The organism is Roseobacter litoralis Och 149 (assembly GCF_000154785.2).
GTDB classification, from domain to species: domain Bacteria; phylum Pseudomonadota; class Alphaproteobacteria; order Rhodobacterales; family Rhodobacteraceae; genus Roseobacter; species Roseobacter litoralis.
Window position 1 is genome coordinate 566956 of sequence record NC_015730.1, and the last position, 21857, is coordinate 588812.

General features: G+C 57.1%; 20 protein-coding genes and 1 pseudogene. 15 read left to right on the forward strand and 6 right to left on the reverse strand.

From position 1 onward, the window contains the following. Positions 1 to 215: 215 nt before the first annotated feature. Complete coding sequence (locus RLO149_RS24070) at positions 216 to 428, reverse strand: hypothetical protein (RefSeq protein WP_245538109.1); 213 nt, start codon at positions 426 to 428, stop codon at positions 216 to 218. Next, a pseudogene (locus tag RLO149_RS24075) lies at positions 400 to 1066 on the reverse strand (amidase family protein). The gene RLO149_RS24070 and the pseudogene RLO149_RS24075 overlap by 29 nt, the downstream one beginning before the upstream one ends. Positions 1067 to 1633: 567 nt before the next feature. Between RLO149_RS24075 and RLO149_RS02680 the strand changes: the two are divergent. The 4 genes from RLO149_RS02680 (at position 1634) to dhaL (ending at position 7670) form a co-directional block, all read left to right on the forward strand. Then, positions 1634 to 2581, forward strand: a complete 948-nt coding sequence (locus tag RLO149_RS02680) for an ABC transporter substrate-binding protein (RefSeq protein ID WP_013960514.1) — start codon at positions 1634 to 1636, stop codon at positions 2579 to 2581. Positions 2582 to 2680: 99 nt separating this feature from the next. After that, entirely contained in the window at positions 2681 to 3697 is a 1017-nt protein-coding gene (locus tag RLO149_RS02685; RefSeq protein ID WP_013960515.1) for a quaternary amine ABC transporter ATP-binding protein, read from the forward strand. Then, positions 3697 to 5688: an ABC transporter permease gene (locus tag RLO149_RS02690; RefSeq protein ID WP_013960516.1), complete on the forward strand. Its 1992-nt coding sequence runs from the start codon at positions 3697 to 3699 to the stop codon at positions 5686 to 5688. Before RLO149_RS02685 ends, RLO149_RS02690 begins: the two co-directional genes overlap by 1 nt. 224 nt (positions 5689 to 5912) lie before the next feature. Continuing rightward, positions 5913 to 7670, forward strand: coding sequence for a dihydroxyacetone kinase subunit DhaL (gene dhaL, locus RLO149_RS02695; RefSeq protein WP_013960517.1), 1758 nt, complete (start codon positions 5913 to 5915; stop codon positions 7668 to 7670). A gap of 18 nt (positions 7671 to 7688) precedes the next feature. Here dhaL and RLO149_RS02700 read toward each other — a convergent pair whose 3' ends face one another. Further along, positions 7689 to 8123: an RbsD/FucU family protein gene (locus RLO149_RS02700; RefSeq protein WP_013960518.1), complete on the reverse strand. Its 435-nt coding sequence runs from the start codon at positions 8121 to 8123 to the stop codon at positions 7689 to 7691. Positions 8124 to 8216: 93 nt separating this feature from the next. Here RLO149_RS02700 and RLO149_RS02705 point away from each other — a divergent pair, with 93 nt between their 5' ends. From RLO149_RS02705 to RLO149_RS02745, 9 genes are all read left to right on the forward strand, one after another. Continuing rightward, positions 8217 to 9239 (forward strand): LacI family DNA-binding transcriptional regulator, encoded by a 1023-nt coding sequence (locus tag RLO149_RS02705; protein ID WP_013960519.1) that lies wholly within the window; start codon positions 8217 to 8219, stop codon positions 9237 to 9239. A gap of 29 nt (positions 9240 to 9268) precedes the next feature. Then, positions 9269 to 10324: a sugar phosphate isomerase/epimerase family protein gene (locus RLO149_RS02710; protein ID WP_013960520.1), complete on the forward strand. Its 1056-nt coding sequence runs from the start codon at positions 9269 to 9271 to the stop codon at positions 10322 to 10324. 90 nt (positions 10325 to 10414) lie between these two features. Beyond that, a complete protein-coding gene (locus RLO149_RS02715) occupies positions 10415 to 11497 on the forward strand; it encodes an ABC transporter ATP-binding protein (protein WP_013960521.1) in 1083 nt (360 codons plus the stop codon). A 66-nt stretch (positions 11498 to 11563) separates the two neighbouring features. Continuing rightward, positions 11564 to 13024, forward strand: a complete 1461-nt coding sequence (locus tag RLO149_RS02720; protein ID WP_013960522.1) for an ABC transporter substrate-binding protein — start codon at positions 11564 to 11566, stop codon at positions 13022 to 13024. 72 nt (positions 13025 to 13096) lie between these two features. Then, positions 13097 to 14014: a carbohydrate ABC transporter permease gene (locus RLO149_RS02725; protein WP_013960523.1), complete on the forward strand. Its 918-nt coding sequence runs from the start codon at positions 13097 to 13099 to the stop codon at positions 14012 to 14014. After that, positions 14014 to 14883 carry a carbohydrate ABC transporter permease gene (locus RLO149_RS02730; protein ID WP_013960524.1) on the forward strand — a complete coding sequence of 290 codons (870 nt, stop codon included), beginning with the start codon at positions 14014 to 14016 and terminating at the stop codon, positions 14881 to 14883. The genes RLO149_RS02725 and RLO149_RS02730 overlap by 1 nt, the downstream gene beginning before the upstream one ends. Then, positions 14880 to 15974, forward strand: a complete 1095-nt coding sequence (locus RLO149_RS02735; protein ID WP_013960525.1) for an ABC transporter ATP-binding protein — start codon at positions 14880 to 14882, stop codon at positions 15972 to 15974. Before RLO149_RS02730 ends, RLO149_RS02735 begins: the two co-directional genes overlap by 4 nt. Then, positions 15971 to 16258 carry a hypothetical protein gene (locus RLO149_RS02740; protein ID WP_013960526.1) on the forward strand — a complete coding sequence of 96 codons (288 nt, stop codon included), beginning with the start codon at positions 15971 to 15973 and terminating at the stop codon, positions 16256 to 16258. The genes RLO149_RS02735 and RLO149_RS02740 overlap by 4 nt, the downstream gene beginning before the upstream one ends. Next, complete coding sequence (locus RLO149_RS02745; protein WP_013960527.1) at positions 16255 to 17199, forward strand: carbohydrate kinase family protein; 945 nt, start codon at positions 16255 to 16257, stop codon at positions 17197 to 17199. The genes RLO149_RS02740 and RLO149_RS02745 overlap by 4 nt, the downstream gene beginning before the upstream one ends. A 21-nt stretch (positions 17200 to 17220) precedes the next feature. Here the strand turns inward: RLO149_RS02745 and RLO149_RS02750 are convergent, their stop codons facing one another. Genes RLO149_RS02750 through RLO149_RS02760 form a run of 3 tightly spaced genes read right to left on the reverse strand, consistent with a single transcriptional unit; the run spans position 17221 to position 20072 of the window. Beyond that, on the reverse strand, positions 17221 to 17931 hold the full coding sequence (locus RLO149_RS02750; RefSeq protein ID WP_148264299.1) for a CIA30 family protein: 711 nt from the start codon (positions 17929 to 17931) through the stop codon (positions 17221 to 17223). After that, entirely contained in the window at positions 17882 to 19018 is a 1137-nt protein-coding gene (locus tag RLO149_RS02755) for a Gfo/Idh/MocA family protein (RefSeq protein WP_013960529.1), read from the reverse strand. Before RLO149_RS02755 ends, RLO149_RS02750 begins: the two co-directional genes overlap by 50 nt. A 10-nt stretch (positions 19019 to 19028) precedes the next feature. Next, a complete protein-coding gene (locus RLO149_RS02760; protein WP_013960530.1) occupies positions 19029 to 20072 on the reverse strand; it encodes a sugar phosphate isomerase/epimerase family protein in 1044 nt (347 codons plus the stop codon). 177 nt (positions 20073 to 20249) lie between these two features. On the opposite strand from RLO149_RS02760, the gene RLO149_RS02765 reads away from it, so the two are divergent. Together RLO149_RS02765 and RLO149_RS02770 are read left to right on the forward strand one after the other, a co-directional pair. Continuing rightward, complete coding sequence (locus RLO149_RS02765) at positions 20250 to 21080, forward strand: sugar phosphate isomerase/epimerase family protein (protein ID WP_245538110.1); 831 nt, start codon at positions 20250 to 20252, stop codon at positions 21078 to 21080. Beyond that, positions 21077 to 21817: an SDR family NAD(P)-dependent oxidoreductase gene (locus tag RLO149_RS02770; protein ID WP_013960532.1), complete on the forward strand. Its 741-nt coding sequence runs from the start codon at positions 21077 to 21079 to the stop codon at positions 21815 to 21817. The genes RLO149_RS02765 and RLO149_RS02770 overlap by 4 nt, the downstream gene beginning before the upstream one ends. Positions 21818 to 21857 lie beyond the last annotated feature (40 nt).

The following is a 21857-nucleotide window of genomic DNA, read 5'->3' on the forward strand; positions in this document are numbered from 1 at the left end:
TCACCGGGCAGGGGTGCTGGGGCTTGAAGCAGGTGTTTGGTGGCGCCGATGCAGCGCTGGCACCCCTTTTCAAATTCACATGCCACAGTGGCAGCAAGCACGCCCCGGCCTGCGCGGGCCAAGATCGTCACGGTGCCGGGTCGGCCATCGCTGCGCGGTGAGGTGGGGACGGCAATACCACAAATGTCCAAAAGGTTCACAAAGTTGGTGTAGGTTCAGAGCTTAGAGTTTGGCGTAATCGGATCAACCAGCGGGTCGTCTGTTGTGTAAAAAGTGGGAATGCTCAGCACGCTGATGCGCAGACCATTGGGGGCAGAATGCAAGGATGCATGGGGCACGTGTTTGGAATATACATCTTGCGGATCATAGCCGCGCGCGACCGACAAAACATCATAGGCGTCATCCGTTGTCAGGGCGAAAATAGACACCGTATCGGCAGGCCGGCACGACGCCCGTCGCGGAAAGCGCGCCCAGCGTTGGTTTCAAACCGACGATGTTGTTCAGTGCGGCAGGCACCCGGCCTGATCCGGCGGTATCTGTTCCAAGCGCAAACGTCACGATGCCGTGACTTGTAACAGCGGCTGAACCAGCGGATGACCCGCCCGGAACAAGTGCAGGACCAATGGCGTTGCGCGCCGTGTGAAGTGCGCATGCCCACCAGACCGGTTGCGAATTGGTCAAGGTTGGTTTTCCCGATCACCAACGCGCTGGCATGGCGCATTTTTGCGACGACGAATGCGTCTTTTTCCGGGGTGTAGGCGTAGACTGGACAGCCCGCTGTTGTCTTAAGGCCCGCGACGTCACTGTTGTCCTTTGCCGCAAAAGGGATGCCCCAAAGGGGAAGGTTGGGGGCAAAAGAACCCAGTGCCCGCGCCTTAGCATATAGCGTGTTTTTGTCTTGGCAAGAGATGAAGATAGCCGGATCTGCAACCGCAGTCAGCCGTCTGAAAACCTCGTCAATGACCTGTTGCGGTGTGACGCCCTGAGCGTAAGCTCTTTCTGAGAGCAGGCAGTGTATAGGGCAGTTTGGACAGCACCATATTCTTCGGCAATTCAGGCATTGCATCGGTGTGCGGGTGGTGCTGGGGGTCGGCGCCAACCGTGTTTGACTGTATTCGCATGATGGACAGCACACTAACTCAGCAGCATGACCCCGGCTCTATCTTTTAGCGTCTTTGATCACGACGCACCATAGCACGCCGCATAATCCCACTTTGCCGCCAATACGGACCCACAGGCAGTTAGGTTATGACCTTGACGTTCCGGCACTGGTGCGGGCCGTCGGCCCTGAAAGCCCGCGCAATTTTTCGGCACGTGGCATGTCGTCGACAGCCGGGCAGTGTTCAAGAATTGTGCATTGCGCCCGCGAGGGTCGCTTTTCTGTTAGGTACGGCTCCATGAATCAGCTGTATCCGGAAAAAAATTCAGTGTTACCGTCCATTCTGCAATCGCAAGTTGTATTTCATCACGCCTGTTGAGAAAAAAACTTGATTGATAGGAAAATCCTGTAACACTGACGTCAATGGAATGCTGACGAGCCGCGGGTAAAGATTCGCCGATGCTCTGCGGGGCTGCACATGCGGCGCGTTCTGAAAATAATGCTTAACATAGCTTTACCAACCGGGAGACTAACATGAAAAGACTTACAACTGCTCTGGCAACAGGTATTCTGGCCTGTATGCCACTCGCAGCCTTTGCCGAAGACAGCAGCGATCCAATTGTGATCCCTATCCACAACTGGTCATCACAGATCGTCATGTCACATGTCGTGGGCCAGATTTTTGAAGAAATGGGCAACAATGTCGAGTTTGTGACCACTGACAGCCAAGCGGTTTACGAGTCGGTGCGACTTGGTGACGTCACGCTGGAAATGGAAGTCTGGGAAGGGGCCTTTGGCGCGTCCTTCCGTGCCGCACTGGAAAAAGGCGGATTGCATGATGCGGGCGATCATAATGCGGTGACGCGCGAAGACTGGTGGTATCCGATGTGGACCAAAGACGCATGCCCCGGTCTGCCCAGCTGGGAAGCGCTGAACGAGTGCGCAGAGATATTCGCCACGCCTGAGACGGGTGACAAGGGCCGCTACCTGGATGGTCCCGTGGACTGGCTCAAGCACGGTCAGGAACGGGTTGAAGCGCTGGAAATGGATTTTGTCGTGGTCAACGCAGGGTCGGCTGCCGCGCTCTGGGCTGAAATCGGGGCCGCTGAGGCTGACAAGCGCCCAATCGTCGTCTTCAACTGGACGCCGAACTTTGCCGAAGCGGTCTGGCCCGGTGAGTTCGTGGAATTCCCGGAATGGGTCGATGGATGTGACAAAGACCCAAGCGTTGGCCCCAATCCCAATGCGCTTTATGACTGCGGCAATCCTGCCAAGGGATATATGAAGAAAGCGGCATGGGATGGCATGCAGGAAAAATGGCCAGCAGCCTATAGCACGTTGACCAAAATTTCATTCACCAACGCGCAAATCGCTCAAATGGCCAAGCTGGTCGATGTTGACGATTATGAGCCCGAAGAGGCCGCAGAAATCTGGTTGGAAGAAAACCCGGATGTCTGGCAGCCGTGGTTGGGCAATTCCTAACCCAAACTGACACAGACAAAACTGACACCCGGCCAAATGAACCTTTGGTCGGGTGTTCGCGACCCGAATAGGTATCCTGTACAAAGGAAGACCCAAAACATGACTGATGCCCCCGTTATTTCCTGCAAAAACGTTTGGAAGGTTTTTGGCGCAGATCCGAAAAGGTATCTCGCTCAACTGCCTGAATCCCATAGCTTTGATGATATAAGGGCGGATGGCTACATTGCAGGGGTAAAGGACGTTTCCATAGACGTGGCCCGCGGTGAAATGCTGGTCATCATGGGTCTGTCGGGGTCCGGAAAATCGACGCTCGTGCGGTGTTTTTCGCGCCTGCACGACATTACGGGCGGCGTCATCGAGGTTGAGGGTCAGGACATCATGAAGCTCTCGGAGAAGGAGCTGATCGATTTGCGCCGCAACAAGATGGGAATGGTTTTTCAGAGCTTTGGGTTGTTGCCGCATCGTACTGTTCTGGAAAATGTCGCTTTCCCACTTGAGATGCGCGGGCAGGACAAACACGAACGCCGTAAACGCGCCTTGGAAGTTGTGAAACTGGTCGGGCTTGAGGGGCGAGAAGAATATTTCCCGCGCGAACTATCGGGCGGACAACAGCAGCGTGTTGGCATTGCACGATCTTTGGCGATTGAGCCTGACATCTGGTTTCTGGACGAGCCGTTTTCGGCCCTTGACCCTCTGATACGGCGCGGGATGCAGGACGAATTCCTGCGCCTGCAGGCGATGCTGGGCAAGACAATCGTGTTCATCACCCATGATTTTGACGAAGCACTTCGGCTGGCCGACCGTATTGCGATCATGAAGGACGGTGCGGTCGAACAATGCGACACGCCTGATCAGATCGTGCTGCACCCGGCGACCGAATATGTGCGCAAATTCACCGAAGATATTGATCGCGCGCGGGTGGTTCAGGCGGGCGCACTGGCGCAAACCGATGCCATGGGCGACGGTGAACCGGTCGATGCAACCGCGTCTGTCAAGGATCTTGCGAAACTGCTGGTGCAGGACACACGCGCCATTATCCCCGTCCAGCGCGATGGCGTGGCCATTGGCGGCCTTCGCCGTCAGGACGGGCTGGATATCCTGCTGGAGGCCACCTGATGGCCGATATCGCACAGAGCGGTGAAGTTCAGGGCATTCAGGCGCGTGATGGGATGTCGACCAGCCGACTGGCCGTTGTTTTCGTCGCGGTCGCGGCGGTTTTGACGCTGGCCCAATACGCTGGGCTGTTGCCGTCAGTGCTGTTTCGCCTGCCCGAAGCATTGGTGCCGCCCTTTGCGGTCTGGCTTGATGCTATTTTCAATTTTGTCAAAGATGACCTCGGTCTGCTTGTTCTGACGCGGACACTGACCGAGGGGTTGGAGTGGATACTCGATGCCACCGCCAACCTGCTGTTTGGAAAACGAAGGTGGCCCAACATCGGGCCCATTCCATGGACATCCGTGGCAGCAGTTGCGGCGGTCGTTGGCTATTATCTGGGCGGCTGGCGGATGGCACTGCTGGGGGCGGGTACGTTCATCTGGACGGCGTTGATCGGTCAGTGGACCATCGCCATGGAAACCATGTCCGTGCTGGTTGTTGCCGCCCCGCTGGCCTTTGTCATTGGCCTTTCGCTGGGCATCCTTGCCTGGCGTAAACCATGGTTCAATCGCGCACTCAAACCCGTCTTGTCGGTGTTGCAGACGTTGCCGTTCTTTACGTATCTGCTGCCCGCCGTGATCTTTTTCAAGGTTGGCCCGACAGCGGGCGCCGTTGCGACCACAATCTATGCGATCCCTCCGATGATCTTGATGACGACCTTGGGCCTGCAAAAGGTCCCGGCAGAGGTCGTTGAGGCTGGGGAGATGAGCGGATGCAGCCGATGGCAGCTTTTGCGCCACGTCTATCTGCCCTCCGCGCGCCGGGAAATTCTGGTGGGTGTCAATCAGGTTATCATGCTGTGTCTGGCGATGGTGGTGCTGACCGCGTTTATCGGCATGCCCGGATTGGGGGCCAAGCTGCTGGCGATGATGGGCAGTTTCAAGCTGGGCCGCTCGTTTGAAATCGGTGTTACGATCGTGCTGCTTGCTGTCATGCTGGACCGTATGTCCAAAGCCTGGGTCGCCAAACAGCCCGTCCATTTCGAAAAAGGCACACCTTGGTGGAAACGCCATTTGATCGCGTTGATTGGCGTCGGACTGTTCGTCTTTTTCATCGTCGTTTCACAGTTTGTCGAAGTGGCATCAACCATCGGGCGCAGACAGAACTTCAGTCAGGGCAGGGAGATCGACGTTCTGATCAAAGGCTTCCTCGACATCAATATCGTAAAGACCACTACAGGGTTCTTACGTTCATTTTTGAATGTTCAGGTGCTGATACCGTTCCGGAATTTCCTTTTGTCGATCCCGACACCTGCTTTCATATTACTCATTGTTGCCTTTGCGCTGTGGCTCGGCGGTAAAAAGCAAGCAGTGCTAGCGGGAATTTTCTTTTCACTGGTTGCCTTATCGGGGTGGTGGGACCGTTCGGTCATTACGCTTTACTCGGTTATTTCGGCGGTCACTTTAGCGATGATGTTCGGTTTGCCTTTGGGAATATGGGCCGCACGTACGGAGAAGTGGTCAAATCGCATTTTGCTGGTATGCGACACGGCGCAAACCTTCCCGAGCTTTGTCTACCTGATCCCGGCTATCATGCTGTTTGGGATCACTGACGTCGCGATCGTGTTCTCCATCCTGATTTTCGCGATGGTGCCATTGACGCGTTACACAATCGAAGGGCTTCGATCTGTTCCCGAAGAGATGATTGAAGCCGCTGATATGGCGGGCGCTACACGCAGACAAAAACTGTGGAAAGTGCAGCTTCCGCTTGCCTTGCCGACCATGGCCGTCGGGTTCAATCAAGCCATAATGTTCGCTTTCTTCATGGTGATCATCGCGGCCTTTATCGGCACGCAGGATCTGGGGCAGGAATTGCAGCGGACGCTTGCGGGCACTGATATGGGCAAGAACTTTGTGCTTGGGATTTGTGTGTCGCTCATGGCGCTGACATTCGACCTTACCATCATGAAATGGGCGTCGGATCAGAAAAAAATGCTGGGTCTTGGGGACTAGCGGGCGGCGGACACGGGCGAGGTGACCCTTGCCCGGTTTGGCAAAACGACCGGCTATGGCCTTTCAATTTTGCGCGCGCGCGGCGCGACGGGAAGGCACACGCGAAATGGTAATGCCTTCGGTCGGCCCTGCCGTTCAGCGTCGACATCCAACGGGAATGATGTTTGACTTTGCGCCGCCATATGTAGCAGCTTTGCGTTTCAAGAACATGAGGAGCAGCTGACGTGTCGGTCCAACGTAGAAAACTGATCAACCATCCCGACAACCTGATCGAAGAGTTGATCGCGGGTATGGTTTCCGCGCACCCAGACCACCTGTTCGTAAGCGGGGACACAGGGCGCGCCATCGTTGCAAAGAACGGGCCGCGCCATGGTAAGGTCGGGATTGTTGTGGGCGGTGGATCAGGGCATGAACCGGCGTTTGCAGGCTATGTGGGGCATGGGCTGGCCGATGCGGCACCCTTGGGAAATATCTTTGCCTCACCATCGCCGTCACAGATCATGGATGCCGGGTTTGCGGCGGACGGCGGTGCGGGCGTGTTGTTCCTCTACGGGAATTACACCGGTGATGTGATGAATTTTGGCATGGCCGCAGAGGGCATGGCCAAGGAAGGGATCACTGCGCGCTCGTTCGTGGTGACAGATGACATCGCGTCCGCGCCGCTTGATAATATCGAGGAAAGACGCGGCATCGCGGGCGATTTTTTCGTCTTCAAGGTTGCGGGGGCCGCCGCAGACCTTGGCTTGGACATGGAGGCGGTCGAAGCGGCGGCCAAGCGGGCCAATGATGCGACGCGAACCATGGGCGTGGCACTTGGTCCCTGCACGATGCCGCAGACCGGGCAGGCCAATTTCGAACTGCCGCCGGGTGAGATGGAAATCGGCATGGGAATTCACGGCGAGCCGGGCATCGAGCGTGGCCCGGCGGAAACGGCAGATGCGGTTACGGACCGGTTGCTGGCCCCGATCCTTGAGGAACTGGACCTGGGCGCGCAGGACCGGGTCGCGGTTCTGGTGAATGGTCTCGGGTCCACCAGTCTGCTGGAGCTTTACATTCTGCACAACCGGGTTGCGCAGATCATGGCAGAGCGTTCGGTCGATATTCACGCAAGCTGGGTTGGCGAATACTGCACCTCGCTCGACATGGAAGGGGCGTCGATCACCATCATGAAGCTGGACGGCGATCTGCAAAGCTGGCTGGATCATCCCTGTGATACGCCCGCCTTGCGCGTTGGCGCGGCTGCTGCGCCCGCGGCCCACCCTGCGCGTGAGATGCAAAGCAGATCAAAGCAGCGCGGGCGCACGACTGTTGCGCTGGATGATCTGAAGTCCGACGGGCCGATTACCCCGGGTGTTTTTCATACCATGATGGAAGCATCGGCGCAGGCTATTTACCGGGAACGGGACCGGCTCAGCGCACTTGATGGGGCAATCGGGGATGGTGATCATGGGCTGACGATGGAAATCGGCTGGAAGGCTGTCATGGCCCGGCTGAACGCGCCAGACCGGCCTGCGACGATATCCGCAATGTGTGAGGACATGGCGGATGCCTTCCTTGAAGCGGTTGGCGCCTCGGCGGGCCCCCTATACGGGAGTGCCTTTCAAACGGCGGGGGCAGCGGTCGCTGACCGGCTCAATCTGGATGCGGCCAGCTATGTGGCTTGGGTACAGGGCCTGTCTGATGGAATCGTTGCACGTGGTGGCGCGCAGCCCGGCGACAAAACGATGGTCGATGCATGGGGTCCCGCCGCAGCGGCAGCCAAAGCGAAGCTGCGCGAAAGTTCCGCCGTGGCGGACTGTGCTGTCGCGGCAGCACAAGCGGCGTCAGCCGGTGCCGTTGAGACAAAACAGATGCTCAGTAACAGGGGGCGGTCCAAAAAGCTGGGGGAAAGGTCGCGTGGGCACATTGATCCCGGCGCTGAATCCGCTGCGGTGATGCTGCAGGCCTGGGCACAGGTGCTGGCCGATCTGGAAAAATCCTAGCAGTATGTCGCCGGGCCTTCAGCTTGGTGCAATGGCGCCTTTGGACAGGATGATATTGCCGTAAAAGCGGTTTTCTGACGTTTGAACAACGCAGTAGGTCTTTTTGGCCTCCCGGTAGAATTCATGCCGTTCCACGGATTGTATCTGTGCGGGGTGATCGGCCACGTCATCAATGATGCGCTGAAACTCTGCCACGATATCCGGGACAGCCGCCGGGTCACCCACCACCTGCATCGACCGGGCCGGGGCGTCCACATATGTGTCGAGCGGCATGATGGACAGGATCGCGCGCAGCGCCTCGGTCGCGCTGGCCCCGGCCAGACGTTCAATACGATTTGCACAGGCCTCGGCCGGGAAATTCGCATCTGCAATCACGAGTTGATCTCCGTGGCCCATTGCCCCGAGATGGCGCAAAAGGTCCGGGGTCAAAACAGGGTCAATTCCGATAAGCATAAGCACGAGCCTTTCATGGATGATGTGATTTATCTCATTTTTGGTTGACGTACATCATGAACTACATCAACCTTTTGACCAGAGGGAGTCAACATGAACCGGGTGACGGCACAAGACGTTGCGAAAGCGGCTGGCGTAAGCGTCGCCACCGTTGATCGTGTGCTCAACGAGCGCAAAGGCGTCAGCGAGAGCACGATAGAAAAAGTGCACTCTGCGATGGATCAGTTGCGTTTTGTGCGCAATCAGGCCGCCGCCGATCTTGCGCGGGGCAAAGACTATCGGTTCACCTTCATTCTCCCGGCGGGTGAGACCACGTTTTTCAATGACCTGCTGAACGAAGTGGAGGCGGCCAGAAGTGACGCATCCAAGAGCCGGATAGATATCCGCGCGGTCACTGTTCCCCCGTTGAACCCGGAGGCCGTTGTGCGTGCCATTGACGCGCTGGGGGATGATGTCGGCGATGGTCTGGCGCTTGTGGCTGTCGAAAGCCAGATCGTGCGTGATGCGATAAACAAGCTTCGAAATCGGGGTGTTCGCGTTGTCACGTTTATTTCTGACATCCCGAATTCGCGCCGCGATCGGTTTATCGGCATAGACAATGTGGCCGCAGGACGAGTCGCCGCAAGCCTGCTGAACAGGTTCATCTGCGCGCCGTCGGGCGATGTGGCGGTCATTGCGGGCTCCGGGATATTGCGCGATCACGTTGAGAGACGCATGGGATTCGAACAGGTCATGCGCGCTGAATGTCCACACCTGAATGTGCTGCCTTGGATTGAAGGCGAAGAGCTTGCGGGTTTGGTCGAGGAAAAGCTTTCAAAACTGTTGGCTGCAAATTCGAATATTGTCGGATTGTACAGCCTGGGCGGTGGCACCCGTGGCGTGATCGAAGCAATCGAGAGCGCAAAGACCGATATCCGGGCTGTCACGACCGAGCTTTCCGAGCATACACGGGATGCGTTGCTATCTGGTACAGTCGACGCCGTCTTGGTGCAGGATCCGGGTCATGAGGTTCGCAGCGCAGTGCGCGTGCTCAAAGCCCTCACGGACAACGGGCCGATCAATGAAAATCAGGAACGGATCAGAATTGAAATCTTCATGCGGGATAATCTTCCGTAAGTCTGGAATTGGTGAAGGGGTACAGGGGAATGAAAACGATCAAAGGGCCAGCGTTGTTTCTGGCGCAGTTTGCGGGCGATGAGGCACCGTTTGACAGCTGGGATGCGATCACGAAATGGGCTGCGGATTGCGGGTACAAAGGCGTGCAGATCCCAAGCTGGGATGGTCGATTGTTTGACCTTGAAAAGGCGGCGGAGTCCGAGACCTATTGCGATGAGATCAAGGGTGTTGCTGCGGACAATGGCATTGAGATCACCGAGTTGTCGACGCACCTGCAGGGGCAGTTGGTGGCCGTGCATCCGGCCTATGATGACGCCTTTGACGGATTCGCGGCGCCCCATGTGCGCGGCAACCCTGCAAAACGTCAGGCATGGGCCGTCGATCAGGTTAAAAAAGCGCTGAGCGCATCGAAAAACCTCGGCATAGGCGCGCATGCGACCTTTTCCGGCGCATTGGCCTGGCCCTACATGTACCCTTGGCCGCAGCGTCCTGCGGGTTTGGTCGAAACCGCCTTTGATGAGTTGGCCAAACGCTGGATGCCGTTGCTGGATCATGCAGAAGATTGCGGTGTCGATGTGTGTTATGAAATCCATCCGGGCGAAGACCTGATGGACGGCGTCACCTACGAGATGTTTCTGGAGAGGACGGGCAATCATGACCGCGCCTGCATGCTGTATGATCCGTCGCACTACGTGCTGCAGTGCCTTGATTACCTTGATAATATCGACATCTACAAAGACCGTATACGCATGTTTCACGTCAAGGATGCGGAATTCAACCCGACCGGTCGGCAGGGTGTCTATTCCGGATTCCAAAGCTGGGTCAACCGTGCGGGGCGTTTCCGCAGTCTTGGCGACGGACAGGTGGATTTCAACGCGGTCTTTTCCAAAATGGCGGCAAACGGGTTTGATGGCTGGGCCGTGGTCGAATGGGAATGTTGCCTGAAGCATCCGGAAGATGGCGCGCGCGAAGGCGCTCAATTCGTCTCTGATCACATCATCCGCGTGACCGAGCGTGCGTTTGATGACTTTGCGGATGGCGGTACGGATGAGGATGCGAACAAGCGCATGTTGGGGATTTCGTGATGAGACATATGGTGCAAACCAAGGCCATGGGCCGCAAGGCGTCCGGGGTAGGCAACCAAGCAGTGCAGGGAACACGGGGGGCATGCCACCTTGTCTGAGCTAAAAGTCAAAAACCTGCGGCGCGAGTTTGGCAGCGTTGTCGCCCTTGAAGACATGACCTTCGACGTCGCCGATGGTGAGTTTTTCTGCCTGCTGGGGCCATCGTCATCGGGTAAGACGACGACGCTGCGCGCAATATCCGGGCTCGAAGAGCTGAAAGAGGGCGAAGTCCGCTTTGACGGTCAGGATGTCACCCGTTCGCCGGTGCAAAACCGTGGGATGTCCATGATTTTCCAGACGTTTGCGCTCTACCCGCATATGACCGTTGAGGCGAATCTGGCCCATCCTTTGCGCCGCGACGGGGTTGCCAGTGACGATATCAAAAAGCGTGTCGGCGAAATTGCTGAATTGTTGCGGGTATCGCATACGCTCAAGCGCAAGACCACGACCCTGTCCGGTGGGGAGCAGCAGCGTGTTGCCATTGGACGTGCCATCGTGCGTCGCCCAAGGCTTTTGCTGCTGGATGAGCCGCTGACCAATCTGGATGCAAAGCTGCGCCATGAGATGCGCGCGGAATTCAAACGTCTGCACCGTGAATTGGGCATGACGATGGTTTATGCGACGCCGGACCAGCTTGAAGCGCTGACTATGGGCGAACGGGTTGGTGTGATCGAGAACGGCCGCGTGGTGGCGATTGGCACACCGCGTGATCTCTATAGCATGCCGAATGACCTCTATGTGGCGCGGATGGTCGGGTCCCCGCCGATCAATATCCTGTCCGCGGCGACCCCGGATGACGGGCAGGTCCAACTGTCGTTTCTGAAAGCACCCGTGCATGCGCGCAGTGTTCTGTCGGGTCAGGATATTGCCGTTGGGCTGCGTCCGCAGGACATTGTTCTGGCCGAAGGGGGCACGGCGGCACGGGCGCGGTTCCCGGCCAAAATTCATCTGACTGAACCACTGGGGGATGTAACAATTTTTGACGTGGCGGTGCAGGACGTGGGCCTGAAAATGGTTCTGCGCGAAGAGGTTGCGGCGCAGTATTCGGTGGGTGACGAGATCGAAGTCGCCTTTGACCCCTCTGATCTGCACTTCTTTGACCGGGGCAGCGGGCGGCGTTTGGGCAGTGGATAAAAAGCAAAAGAAAAGGTGAGCAGAGCAATAAAAACTCAAAATTTGACAACTAGTGGAGGAAGAAGAATGCGTACTTTAATGGGCGGATTACTGGGGGCGACAACCCTGGCCGCAGGATTGAGCGGAGCCCCGGCTCTTGCGGAAGACATCACGATCACGATGGCAGCACCTGACTGGCCACCGACAAGGTTCATGCAGGAATATGCGGATCAGACCTATACGTCGCCGTCGGGTGCCAATGTAAAACTGGAGATTGATTTCATCCCATGGCCCAGCTTTTACGAACGGGTTGCAGCGTCGCTGACGTCGGGTGAACAGAAGTACCAGATGATCGTGACGGACAGCCAGTGGCTTGGTGCTTTCGTCGAGGGCGGGTACTATCTGAACCTGACGGACCGGATCAAAGCGGACCCGGAACTGACGGCCATCATGCAGGATCTTCACCCGGCGCTTGTGTCGGCTTATTCGACCTATCCGCACAGAACCCGTGCGCAACTGGAAGAGGCGGGCGAAGTACCGGCACCGGGCGTCAATTACTACGGTTTCCCGCAGTTCCCCGATACCTATGTGACCTACTATCGTGAAGATATCTTCTGTCACGAAGGGGAAATGGCGGATTTTGAGGCCAAGTATGGCACAAACCTGCCCTGCACCTATGAGGACTGGCAGGATACGGACTGGACCAAATGGGGTCAGGTCGGTGAGTTCTTCCAGCGTAAGAAAGGCGAAATGCTCGCCGGTGAAACGCTGGACGATGATTTCTATGGCATCGCCTATCAGGCTGGCAAAGGCTACGACTTCTCCACCATGCAGATCAACGCGTTTATCTGGCAGCAGGGTGGCGATATCTGGGACGAAACAAAAGCCCCCGAGGCGCAAGCCGAAGGTGTCGTGAATTCGGATGTCGCGGTTTCCGCGTTTGACGAATACCTGTCCTATTTGCAGTACATGCCGCCGGTTGCGCAAACCGGGCAAATGGACATCTTTGTGATCCAGGATCTGTACATGCAGGGCAAGGTCGGTGCGATTATCGACTGGGTTGGTCTCGGTGAGCCTATTCTCGACCCCAATGCATCCAAGGTACATGACAAATCTGCCTTTGCACCTGCGCCGGGCACACGTAAGGGCGATGGATCAATCGACCGGACGGGTAACATCGGTGGTCAGCCGTTTGTCCTGACAACGTGGAATAGCGATCAGATCGTCGAAGAGTCGCTGAACGTTGTGAAGTGGTGGCTGAGCCCCGAAACCCAATTGGAAGCGGTCAAAAACGGTGGTCAGTCCGGGCGCATGAGCGTCATGGCGGATCCACAGTACAACGAACTGCGCCCATGGAACCGTGCGCATGTCGAGATGATCGATTGGCAGAAAGACGTCTGGCACATCCCTGAGTTCTTCGAAATGCTGACACAGCAGCAAGAAGAATTCGACAAGGCGATCACCGGTCAGATTTCGGCCAAGGAAGCGCTCGATTCGGTTGCTGAATTCCAGCAGGAATTGCTGGAAGACATCGGCATGATCGAATGATCTGATACTCTCGGAGCCCGGGATTGATCCCGGGCTCTGGTTTTTTACGTAATCCTTGTGAGGCAGTAGTACATGGCAGATGCAGCAAACGGTAAGGGCGGTTTCGGCGCCTGGCTGTTAGATCCAAAAAGACGTGGTGCGCTTTTGGTCACGCCTGCAATCACGATCCTGTTCGTGATGAATATTTTCCCGTTGCTCTGGTCGTTCGGGCTGAGCTTTTTCAACTATAAAGCAAGCTCGCTCAGGGTGCCGACGTTTCGCGGTCTGTCAAACTATGAACGCGTGCTGACAGACGAAAAAGTCTGGGAAAGGTTTCAGACCACGGCCATTATCGTCGGGTCGTCTGTCCTGCTGCAACTCATCGTCGGGTTTCTTCTGGCGCTGATGTTCGCCAAGGCGTTCCCCATGCGGCGGATCGTGCTGATGCTCGTCCTGACGCCGATGATGCTGTCTTTCGTGTCCGTTGGTGTGTTTTTCAAACTGTTTTACGAACCGACATTCGGCATCGTGAGCTACCTGCTCAGTAATTTTTCCGAAGACAGGTTCGTGGTCATGGGCAGCCCTGCGGGGGCCATCGCCGGGATCGTCATCGCGGATGCCTGGATGTGGTCGCCCTTTGTGATGCTCCTGGTTCTTGCCGGTCTCGTCAGCGTGCCGAAATACCTCTATGAGGCGGCCGAGATTGACCGCGCCAGTGCGTGGCGCAGGTTCTGGACCATCACCTTTCCCTATATCAAAAGCCTGCTTTTGCTGGCGGTTCTGTTTCGCACGATTGAGACGTTCAAGCTGTTTGATATCGTCTACATCATCACCGAAGGCGGGCCGGGGAGTTCGACCGAGACTATCGCGGTGTACCTCTATCGCACGGCCTTTCAGTTCTTTCAGACCAGCCAGTCGTCTGCGCTGGCCTATATCGTGCTGTTCATCGTTGTCGTGATGACAAACCTTTATCTTTATACCGTCAATCGACGCGCAGAGGAGGTCGGCTAATGGCCCGTAGATATCGTGAGATTGGCAAGGCGGGCTGGGGGTACACCTTGATCACCACCCTTGTCGGGCTGGTCTATTTTTCGCCGGTCCTCTGGATTATCCTGACCGCCTTCAAAACGCGGACAGATGCGCTGGCGGTGCCGCCCAAACTGTTCTTTACACCGACGATGGATAATTTCGTGTCGGTGTTTTACCGGTCGTCGATCACGACCGGGTCCAGTCAGGCCACTGATATGGCGCTCTATTTCTTCAATTCGATCTTTATCGCGGGGACTTCCGTGGGGCTCGCGCTGATCGTGGGGACATTGGCGGCCTATGCCTTCAGCCGTTATCCGCTGAAAGGCAATGACACCTACCTCTTTATCATCCTGACGACACGGATGATGCCGCCCATCGTGGTCATCATTCCGATCTTCCTGATGTTCCGCCTCTCTGGTCTCGCGGGCAGCTATTGGGGGATCATCCTGCTCTATACCGCCTTTAACATCCCGTTCTCGGTCTGGCTGGTGAAAAGCTTCTTTGATGAGTTGAACCCGGAAATCGAGGATGCTGCCCGTATGGACGGTGCGAGCGAAAGCCGGGTTTTCTTCCGCTTTTGCATCCCGCAGATTCTGGCCGGGCTTGCGGCGACATTCGTCTTTGGCCTGATCCTGACGTGGAATGAATTCCTCTTTGCGCTGCTGTTGACAGGGGTTGAGACCCGAACCGTGCCGGTCGCAATGGCGCGGACACTGGGCGGTGAGGTCGGCGTTGATTACGGCTTGCTTGCAGCCATTGTGACCTTGTTCCTGCTCCCCATCTTTTTCGTCACTTTCCTGCTTCAAAACCAGCTTTTGCGCGGTGTGACTTTCGGAACGGTGAAAAAATGACGATTGAACTGAAAAGTCTCACCAAACGGTTTGGTGCTTTAACGGCCGTGGATTCGGTTGATTTCGATGTGGGCGATGGTGAGGTCTTGTGCCTGCTTGGCCCATCCGGCTGCGGGAAAACAACAACCCTGCGCATGATTGCAGGGTTGGAATACGCGACCGAAGGCGACGTTGTCCTGCAGGGCAAACGGGTCAATGAACTCGCGCCGCGGGACCGCAACGTCGCGATGTCGTTCCAGTTCTACGCGCTCTATCCCAGCCTGACGGTTGCGGAAAACCTCGCGTTTCCTTTGCATGCGGAAAAGATGTCGAAATCCGAAATCGACAAGCGCGTGCAAAAGATCTCCGATACCCTGCAACTGGGCAGTATTCTGGGCCGCAGACCGGGGCAGCTTGCCGAAGGGGAAAAGCAACGGGTCGCGGTGGGGCGCTCCATCATACGTGATCCCACGTGTTTTTTGTTTGATGAGCCGCTGTCCCGGCTCGATGTGCAACTGCGCGAGGAAATGCGCGGCGAGATAAAGGAGGTGTTGCAGGACCTCAGCCGCCCAACCGTCATCGTGACCCATGACCAACTCGAAGCGCTGACCATGGCCGACCGGATTGCGGTAATGCGCGATGGCAGGATCGAACAGGTGGACACACCGCACAATGTGTTTCAGCGGCCAAGCAACCTGTTTGTGGCCGGGTTTATCGGCACACCGCAAATGAACCTGCTGCCTGCGACGCTGACCGACCTCAAAGGAGACGGGGTTGCAGAATTCGCGGTTGAGGGAAATCAAAGCATGATCATTGAGGTGGATCGCCGTGTCGAGGAGCTTGCGCGCGGGGCCAAGGTGACCCTCGGCATCCGCCCCCGCAACCTTGAGATCAGCCGCGAACCTTCTGCGGATGGCCTGTCGACAAAGATTGATATGGTCGAACCGATGGGAGCAGAAACGCTGGTGCACCTCAAGGACGGGCACCATGATCTGCGACTTGTAACGGATTGGCGCGTGCCACTCGCGGAAGGGGACCATGTGCATACAAAGTTCCCGCCCAAAATGACGCATATCTTCACCGAAGACGAACAACTATTGAGGACAAAATGACCGCATCACAGGCAAAACTTGCTGAACGTCTCATCATCGGTTTGTGCGTTCTGTCCATTCTGGCGATCTTTCAACCGTTTTCACTGACGCTGTTTTCCATCGGCTGCGTGACCGTGGTGATTGGTGCGCTCGTGTTCAATCTTGTACCATTTTGCCGGGAAGGGGTCCCGGCGCGCAAACTCCTGAATGTGTTTATAATCGTGATGATCGTGCTGGGCGTCGCGGCGGCGCTGGGGATTGGCACGGCTTTTCTTTACGTTGAATATCTGGGATCGCTGAGATGAGCGGCCGCTTTGATGTCTCTGTGGTCGGGCTCTATATCCTCGATATTCTCGGGCGTCCGGTCGAAAGCATCCCCGAAGGAGGCAACGTCGAGTTTATTGACGAGATACGCCTGACCGTCGCCGGGACCGCTGGCGGGACTGTGGTCGATCTGGCCAAGCTGGGTCTGAACTGTCAGGCGGTCGGAGCCGTCGGTGATGACGAAAAGGCCGATTTCGTATTGAGCCATATGGCGCGGGCAGGGATTGATTGCCGTCTGATGCAGCAGCTTGAGGGGGTTGAAACCTCAGCCACGATTCTGAATGTGCGCGCCAACGGCGAACGACCGGCCCTGCATTGCCGGGGCGCGTCCGATCATTTTGATGTGTCACCGGATAAACTGTCAGAGGTTTTGAATTGCCGGTTTCTGCATCTTGGCGGTACCGGGCTTCTGGCCAAGATGGATGGGGAGCCATCGCGCCGCTTGCTGCAGGCCGCCCAGGAGGCAGGCTGCGTCACCACATGGGATCTGGTCGGTGCCGGGCCTGATACATGGCAATTTGTCGAGCCGTTGTTGCCGCATATCGACTATTTCATCCCCTCCATCGAGGAGGCGGAAATCCTGTCCGGTGTCAGTGGTGTTGAGGAAAACATCGCCTTTTTCCAAAGCCGGGGTGTCAAGTGTTGCGTGCTGACCATGGGGGGCGATGGGTCGATGATCGCGCTGGGAAACGATCGCGTGCATGTGCCGGTCTATGATATCGACGTGATCGATACGACCGGATGTGGCGATGCCTATACGGCGGGCTTCATTGCCGGGCTGGCGGATGATCGCTCGCTGCTAGAGTGCGGGCATCTGGGCACGGCGGCTGCGTCGCTTGTCGCATCGGGCCTTGGGTCGGACGCCGGGATCATTGATCGCGCGCAGACCGAGGCCGCGATGGCCGCATGGCGCGCGGCCTGAGCATCTATTGTTGCGCACGCCTCAAAAGAGCGTGATGCGCCGCACCGAAATATCCGCTTCATGATCGCGGCCAAAGGCGACAATTGCGATGCTGATGATCTCCTCAGGGTCAATTCTCTTGCTCAGATGTGCGTGAGATCGCTCAAAACTGTCCAGCGATAGTTGAACCTTTTGCCATGCGGTGCCAGCTTCAAAGCTTTCGCCGTAATAGTACCATGGCCTGCTCATCTCGGACGTTCTGATGAAGATATAATAGCGTTGGTCGTTCCCGCGCACATCCAGCTCAATCCCGGCGGTTTCTGCGGGCAGGCCATCGCGCAGCAGACGGCGTACCTGAATAAAGCCACCGTTGAACTCTGTGCTGACCGTGCCAGTCAACCGGATGCCGGGCTGCCCATCGATCACGGCCACGACGGCAGCACCGTCAGAGACACCGCCCATGACTGTATCCGCCGCATATTGCCAGCGTTTCGATGCGCCGTCGCCGAAGTCTTCGAGAACCATGTCATCTGCGGCGGCCGTCGCGCCTAGTCCCACGGCAAGCAATACCGCCCATGCCAATCCTCGTATTCCGCGCATTTCATCCCCTTTCGAAGTCGTCCTTTCGAAAGAAATAGTGCGCCAATGGGCGCGGTCGACCCGCGCGATCGGCTCAAAGGCGCGGGTCGGCTCAGGCATCAGATCAGCTTGCCGTTTCCCATCGGCCAGTGTCGGCAGATTTGAGAACGGCATCTGTCACCTTGTCGGTCTTCAGCGCGTCGGCAAAGGTTGGTGCGGCGGGCGTCCCATCAAGACCCATGATGAAATCCGCCGCCTGATGCGTGAAACTTTCATCATAGCCGATGGACAGGCCGGGCACCCACCATTTGTCCATGTAAGGGTGATCACCATCGGTCACATGTACCGAACGCCATCCCCTCGTCCGCCCGTCGTCGCGGTGGTCAAAATACTCAAGCCGGTGCAGATCATGCAGATCCCAGAACAAAGAGCCGTGTTCGCCGTTGATCTCAAGCGTGTAGAGCGCTTTGTGACCACGCGCGTAGCGTGTCGATTCAAAGGTCGCCAGCGATCCATTGGCGAACCGCCCCATAAAGGCGCAGGCGTCATCAATGCCAACCGGTTCGACCTTGCCCGTCAGGGTGTGTTCGCGCTCTTTGACGAAGGTTTCCGTCATGGCAGTCACGCTGTCGATCCCGCCGTTCAGCCACATCGCCGTATCAATGCAATGCGCCAGCAGATCGCCCGTCACACCGCTGCCCGCCACGGATTTATCGAGCCGCCAGAGCCCTTCACCCCCCTGCGGCAGGTCTTCGGAAATCGTCCAGTCCTGCAGGAACTTGGCGCGATAATGGAAAATCCGGCCCAGATCACCGTTGTCGATCATTTGCTTGGCCAGCGTCACGGCAGGAATACGGCGGTAGTTATACCAGACCATATTGGCGACACCTGCCTTTTCGACCGCATCCACCATCTTTTGGCTTTCAGCGGCGGTCCGGCCCAGTGGCTTTTCACACATCACCATTTTACCAGCCTCAGCGGCGGCGATTGCGATCTCCTGATGCATGTTGTTGGGTGCCGCGATGTCAATCAGGTCAATGTCATCGCGCGCGACGAGGTCCTTCCAGTCCGTCTCAACCGAGCCGTAGCCCCAGTTCTGAGCGAAGGCTTCGGCGCGGTCACGGTCGCGTGCGCAAATAGCTGTCAGTTCTGGCTGACGCGGCAGATCAAAGAAACGCGGGGCGGTCAGGAAAGCGTTGGAATGTGTGCGGCCCATAAATCCATAGCCGACCATGCCAATTCTGAGTTTGGGTTTTGTCATATCTGCCTCCTTATGCCTGCCAGCCATGGGCGTCGCGCACCTTGATCATGGCGGCCAGTATTTCGTTCCATGTCTGTTGATCGTTCAGAACCGCATTGGGGAACATACACCCGTCCCAGCAGATGTGCTGCATCGCCTTGGTTGGTGTTCCATCCGCGTTGTTCAGCCAGAACCCCGCGTGTTTGACGATATCGAGCCTGCCATTCGGGTCCGTTGCCAGACAGTGCCGGCCCGTTTTGTCGTGGCTGCCGCTGCCATGCACGGTGCCGTCGTTCTGGGCGACGTGAAAGTCAATCGTCCAGGGTCTGAGCGCGTCCGTGATTGTTTTCAGCGCGACGTCCAGTTCGGCAGGGTCCTTCCAATCATACCCTTCCGGCAGCAGCCGGTGTTCCGGAGCATTGTAGCCCAGAGCATAAAGCATCGTGTGCGCAAGATCTGCCTGAAACCCGAATGTCCCGGGGCGATCCACCGCTTCCAGAAGGTCCAGCATGTGTTTCCAACTGTGCATGCCACCCCAGCAGATTTCCCCTTCAGCGGCGAGCTTTTCGCCGTGGTCGGCGGCAATGTCACAAGCCTGACGCATCGTCTCGGCCATTTTCGCTGTGTTGCCCGCCGGGTCCTCGGCCCAGCTTGCCACATCCGTTGCGGTATCCACGCGAATGACGCCACTGTCTCGCACGCCAAGGTCACGCAACCGACCCATGATCCGGCAAGACTGGCGCACAGCGTTCAGAAACGCCTGACGGCCCTCGCCCTCATCCATGGCCGATCCGCCCCCGACGGGCGGCCAGACGGGCGCCACGGCAGAGCCGATTGTCAGCCCCCGACCGCCGACATTATCCGCAAGCGCCTTGATGGTATCCTCATCGGCATCAATCGGCGTATGCGGATCGGCAAGAAACAGGTCGACCCCGTCAAACTTTACGCCATCGACCTCGGCGGCTTGCGTCAAGTCCAGCATTCTGTCCAGACTGATCGGCGGCTCTTCGTCGCCTTTGCCCACCAGTCCCGGCCACATCGCATTGTGCAGCTTGGGATATGCTTGAGTTCCCATGGTACCCTCCCCGGTTTTGTTGTTCGATTGCCATGCTGGCATAACTCTGAGTAAAAGTATTCAATTTTCTGACGTGCGCTCATCATAAATAGCTTTGGATATTCCTCATTTACGCAGTATAACCCTCAGGACTGGGCATCCTTAGGGGGGAGACGCGTTGTGAAAATTGGATTCTGCATGTTGCTTTGGACAACCTCGGTGGGGCAGGGGCACAAGGCGCTTCTCGCTGATATCAAGAAAACCGGCTATGACGGGGTGGAAATCCCCATCTTTTCAGGAACGCCTGACGACTACGCCGAAACCGGTAAGATGCTGGATGATCTGGGGCTGGGACGCACCGGAATTTCGGTTGTGCCAACGCTGGAGATGAACCCGCTCAGCGACGATGCTGAGGCGCGCAAGGCGGCTGTGGACTACCTCAAGTGGTGCGTTGATTGCACGGCGGCGCTGGGGGCGGATGCGATTGGGGGACCTTTGCACCAGACGCTGGGGCATTTCACTGGCGCGGGACCGACCGAGGCAGAATTTGACCGGGCGCGCGAGGTCCACCGGCAGGTTGGTGATCATGCCAGCGCCAATGGCGTCACAATCGCACTGGAAGCGGTGAACCGGTTTGAGACCTATTTTGCCAATACGATGGACGATCTGTGCGCCTATACCACATCGGTAGATCACCCCGCGATCAAGACGATGTACGACACCTTCCACGCCAATCTGGAAGAGCGTGACCCGATTGATGCGTTTACGCGCAATGCCGACAATATCGTACATGTGCATATTTCCGAGAACGATCGCGGCGTGCCGGGGCGTGGGCATATCCCCTTTGCTGAGACGTTCGCGGCGATCAAGGCGTCGGGCTATGATCGTTGGCTGACGATCGAAGCCTTTGGGCGCGGCTTGCCCGAACTTGCGGCGGCAACGCGTGTATGGCGTGATTTTGCGGAAAGCCCCGAGGCATATTATCGCGATGGTTATCGCTGTATCAGAGAAGGATGGGACGCAGCATGATGGATTTTTCAGGACAGGTTGCTGTAATCACGGGTGGCGCGCAGGGAATTGGCCGCGCAGTCTGTGAGGTATTGCTCAAGAGAGGCGCGCGGATCATCATTTGGGATGCGGATGAAGCGCTGGCCAGTCAGGCGGCCTCTGAGTTGGGTGGCGACAGCTCTGCCATCGGCGTCGATATCTCCAGTTGGGATAGTGTGTGCGCGGCGCGCGATGCAACACTGGCCACTGCAGGGCGCATTGATGTCGTGGTTAATTCCGCTGGCGTCGCGGGGATGAATGCTACGGTCGAAGATTATCCGGTGGAAGAATTCGCCAAGATCGTGGCGATCAACCTGCTGGGTACATTCCACGTCAATAAAGCGGTTGTACCCTCCATGCGGGACGCGAAATACGGGCGGATTGTCAACATTGCGTCGGTCGCAGGCAAGGAGGGGAACCCCAACGCCTCCGCCTATTCAGCGTCAAAAGCTGGTGTGATCGGTTTTACCAAATCGCTCGGTAAAGAGCTGGCAGACCTTGATATCGCAGTGAACTGCGTCACACCTGCGGCTGCGCGCACCCGTATATTTGACCAGATGAGCCAAGAGCATATTGACTACATGCTGTCGAAAATCCCGCGCGCACGATTTCTTGAAGTCACTGAGGCTGCCGAAATGATCGCTTGGCTTGCGTCGCGGGAAAACAGTTTCACGACTGCCGGCGTATTCGATTTGTCCGGCGGGCGCGCGACCTATTAATGCGTCATGCGAAAAACCTGGACCACGTAAGGCTGCCTGA

Bases quoted from the DNA above. Each gene is read 5' to 3' on its own strand.
- RLO149_RS02680 (WP_013960514.1), top strand. From the start codon at position 1,634: ATGAAAAGACTTACAACTGCTCTGGCAACAGGTATTCTGGCCTGTATG.
- RLO149_RS02685 (WP_013960515.1), top strand. From the start codon at position 2,681: ATGACTGATGCCCCCGTTATTTCCTGCAAAAACGTTTGGAAGGTTTTT.
- RLO149_RS02690 (WP_013960516.1), top strand. From the start codon at position 3,697: ATGGCCGATATCGCACAGAGCGGTGAAGTTCAGGGCATTCAGGCGCGT.
- RLO149_RS02700 (WP_013960518.1), bottom strand. From the start codon at position 8,123: ATGCTTATCGGAATTGACCCTGTTTTGACCCCGGACCTTTTGCGCCAT.
- RLO149_RS02705 (WP_013960519.1), top strand. From the start codon at position 8,217: ATGAACCGGGTGACGGCACAAGACGTTGCGAAAGCGGCTGGCGTAAGC.
- RLO149_RS02710 (WP_013960520.1), top strand. From the start codon at position 9,269: ATGAAAACGATCAAAGGGCCAGCGTTGTTTCTGGCGCAGTTTGCGGGC.
- RLO149_RS02720 (WP_013960522.1), top strand. From the start codon at position 11,564: ATGCGTACTTTAATGGGCGGATTACTGGGGGCGACAACCCTGGCCGCA.
- RLO149_RS02725 (WP_013960523.1), top strand. From the start codon at position 13,097: ATGGCAGATGCAGCAAACGGTAAGGGCGGTTTCGGCGCCTGGCTGTTA.
- RLO149_RS02730 (WP_013960524.1), top strand. From the start codon at position 14,014: ATGGCCCGTAGATATCGTGAGATTGGCAAGGCGGGCTGGGGGTACACC.
- RLO149_RS02735 (WP_013960525.1), top strand. From the start codon at position 14,880: ATGACGATTGAACTGAAAAGTCTCACCAAACGGTTTGGTGCTTTAACG.
- RLO149_RS02740 (WP_013960526.1), top strand. From the start codon at position 15,971: ATGACCGCATCACAGGCAAAACTTGCTGAACGTCTCATCATCGGTTTG.
- RLO149_RS02745 (WP_013960527.1), top strand. From the start codon at position 16,255: ATGAGCGGCCGCTTTGATGTCTCTGTGGTCGGGCTCTATATCCTCGAT.
- RLO149_RS02750 (WP_148264299.1), bottom strand. From the start codon at position 17,931: ATGCCGTTCTCAAATCTGCCGACACTGGCCGATGGGAAACGGCAAGCT.
- RLO149_RS02755 (WP_013960529.1), bottom strand. From the start codon at position 19,018: ATGACAAAACCCAAACTCAGAATTGGCATGGTCGGCTATGGATTTATG.
- RLO149_RS02760 (WP_013960530.1), bottom strand. From the start codon at position 20,072: ATGGGAACTCAAGCATATCCCAAGCTGCACAATGCGATGTGGCCGGGA.
- RLO149_RS02765 (WP_245538110.1), top strand. From the start codon at position 20,250: ATGTTGCTTTGGACAACCTCGGTGGGGCAGGGGCACAAGGCGCTTCTC.
- RLO149_RS02770 (WP_013960532.1), top strand. From the start codon at position 21,077: ATGATGGATTTTTCAGGACAGGTTGCTGTAATCACGGGTGGCGCGCAG.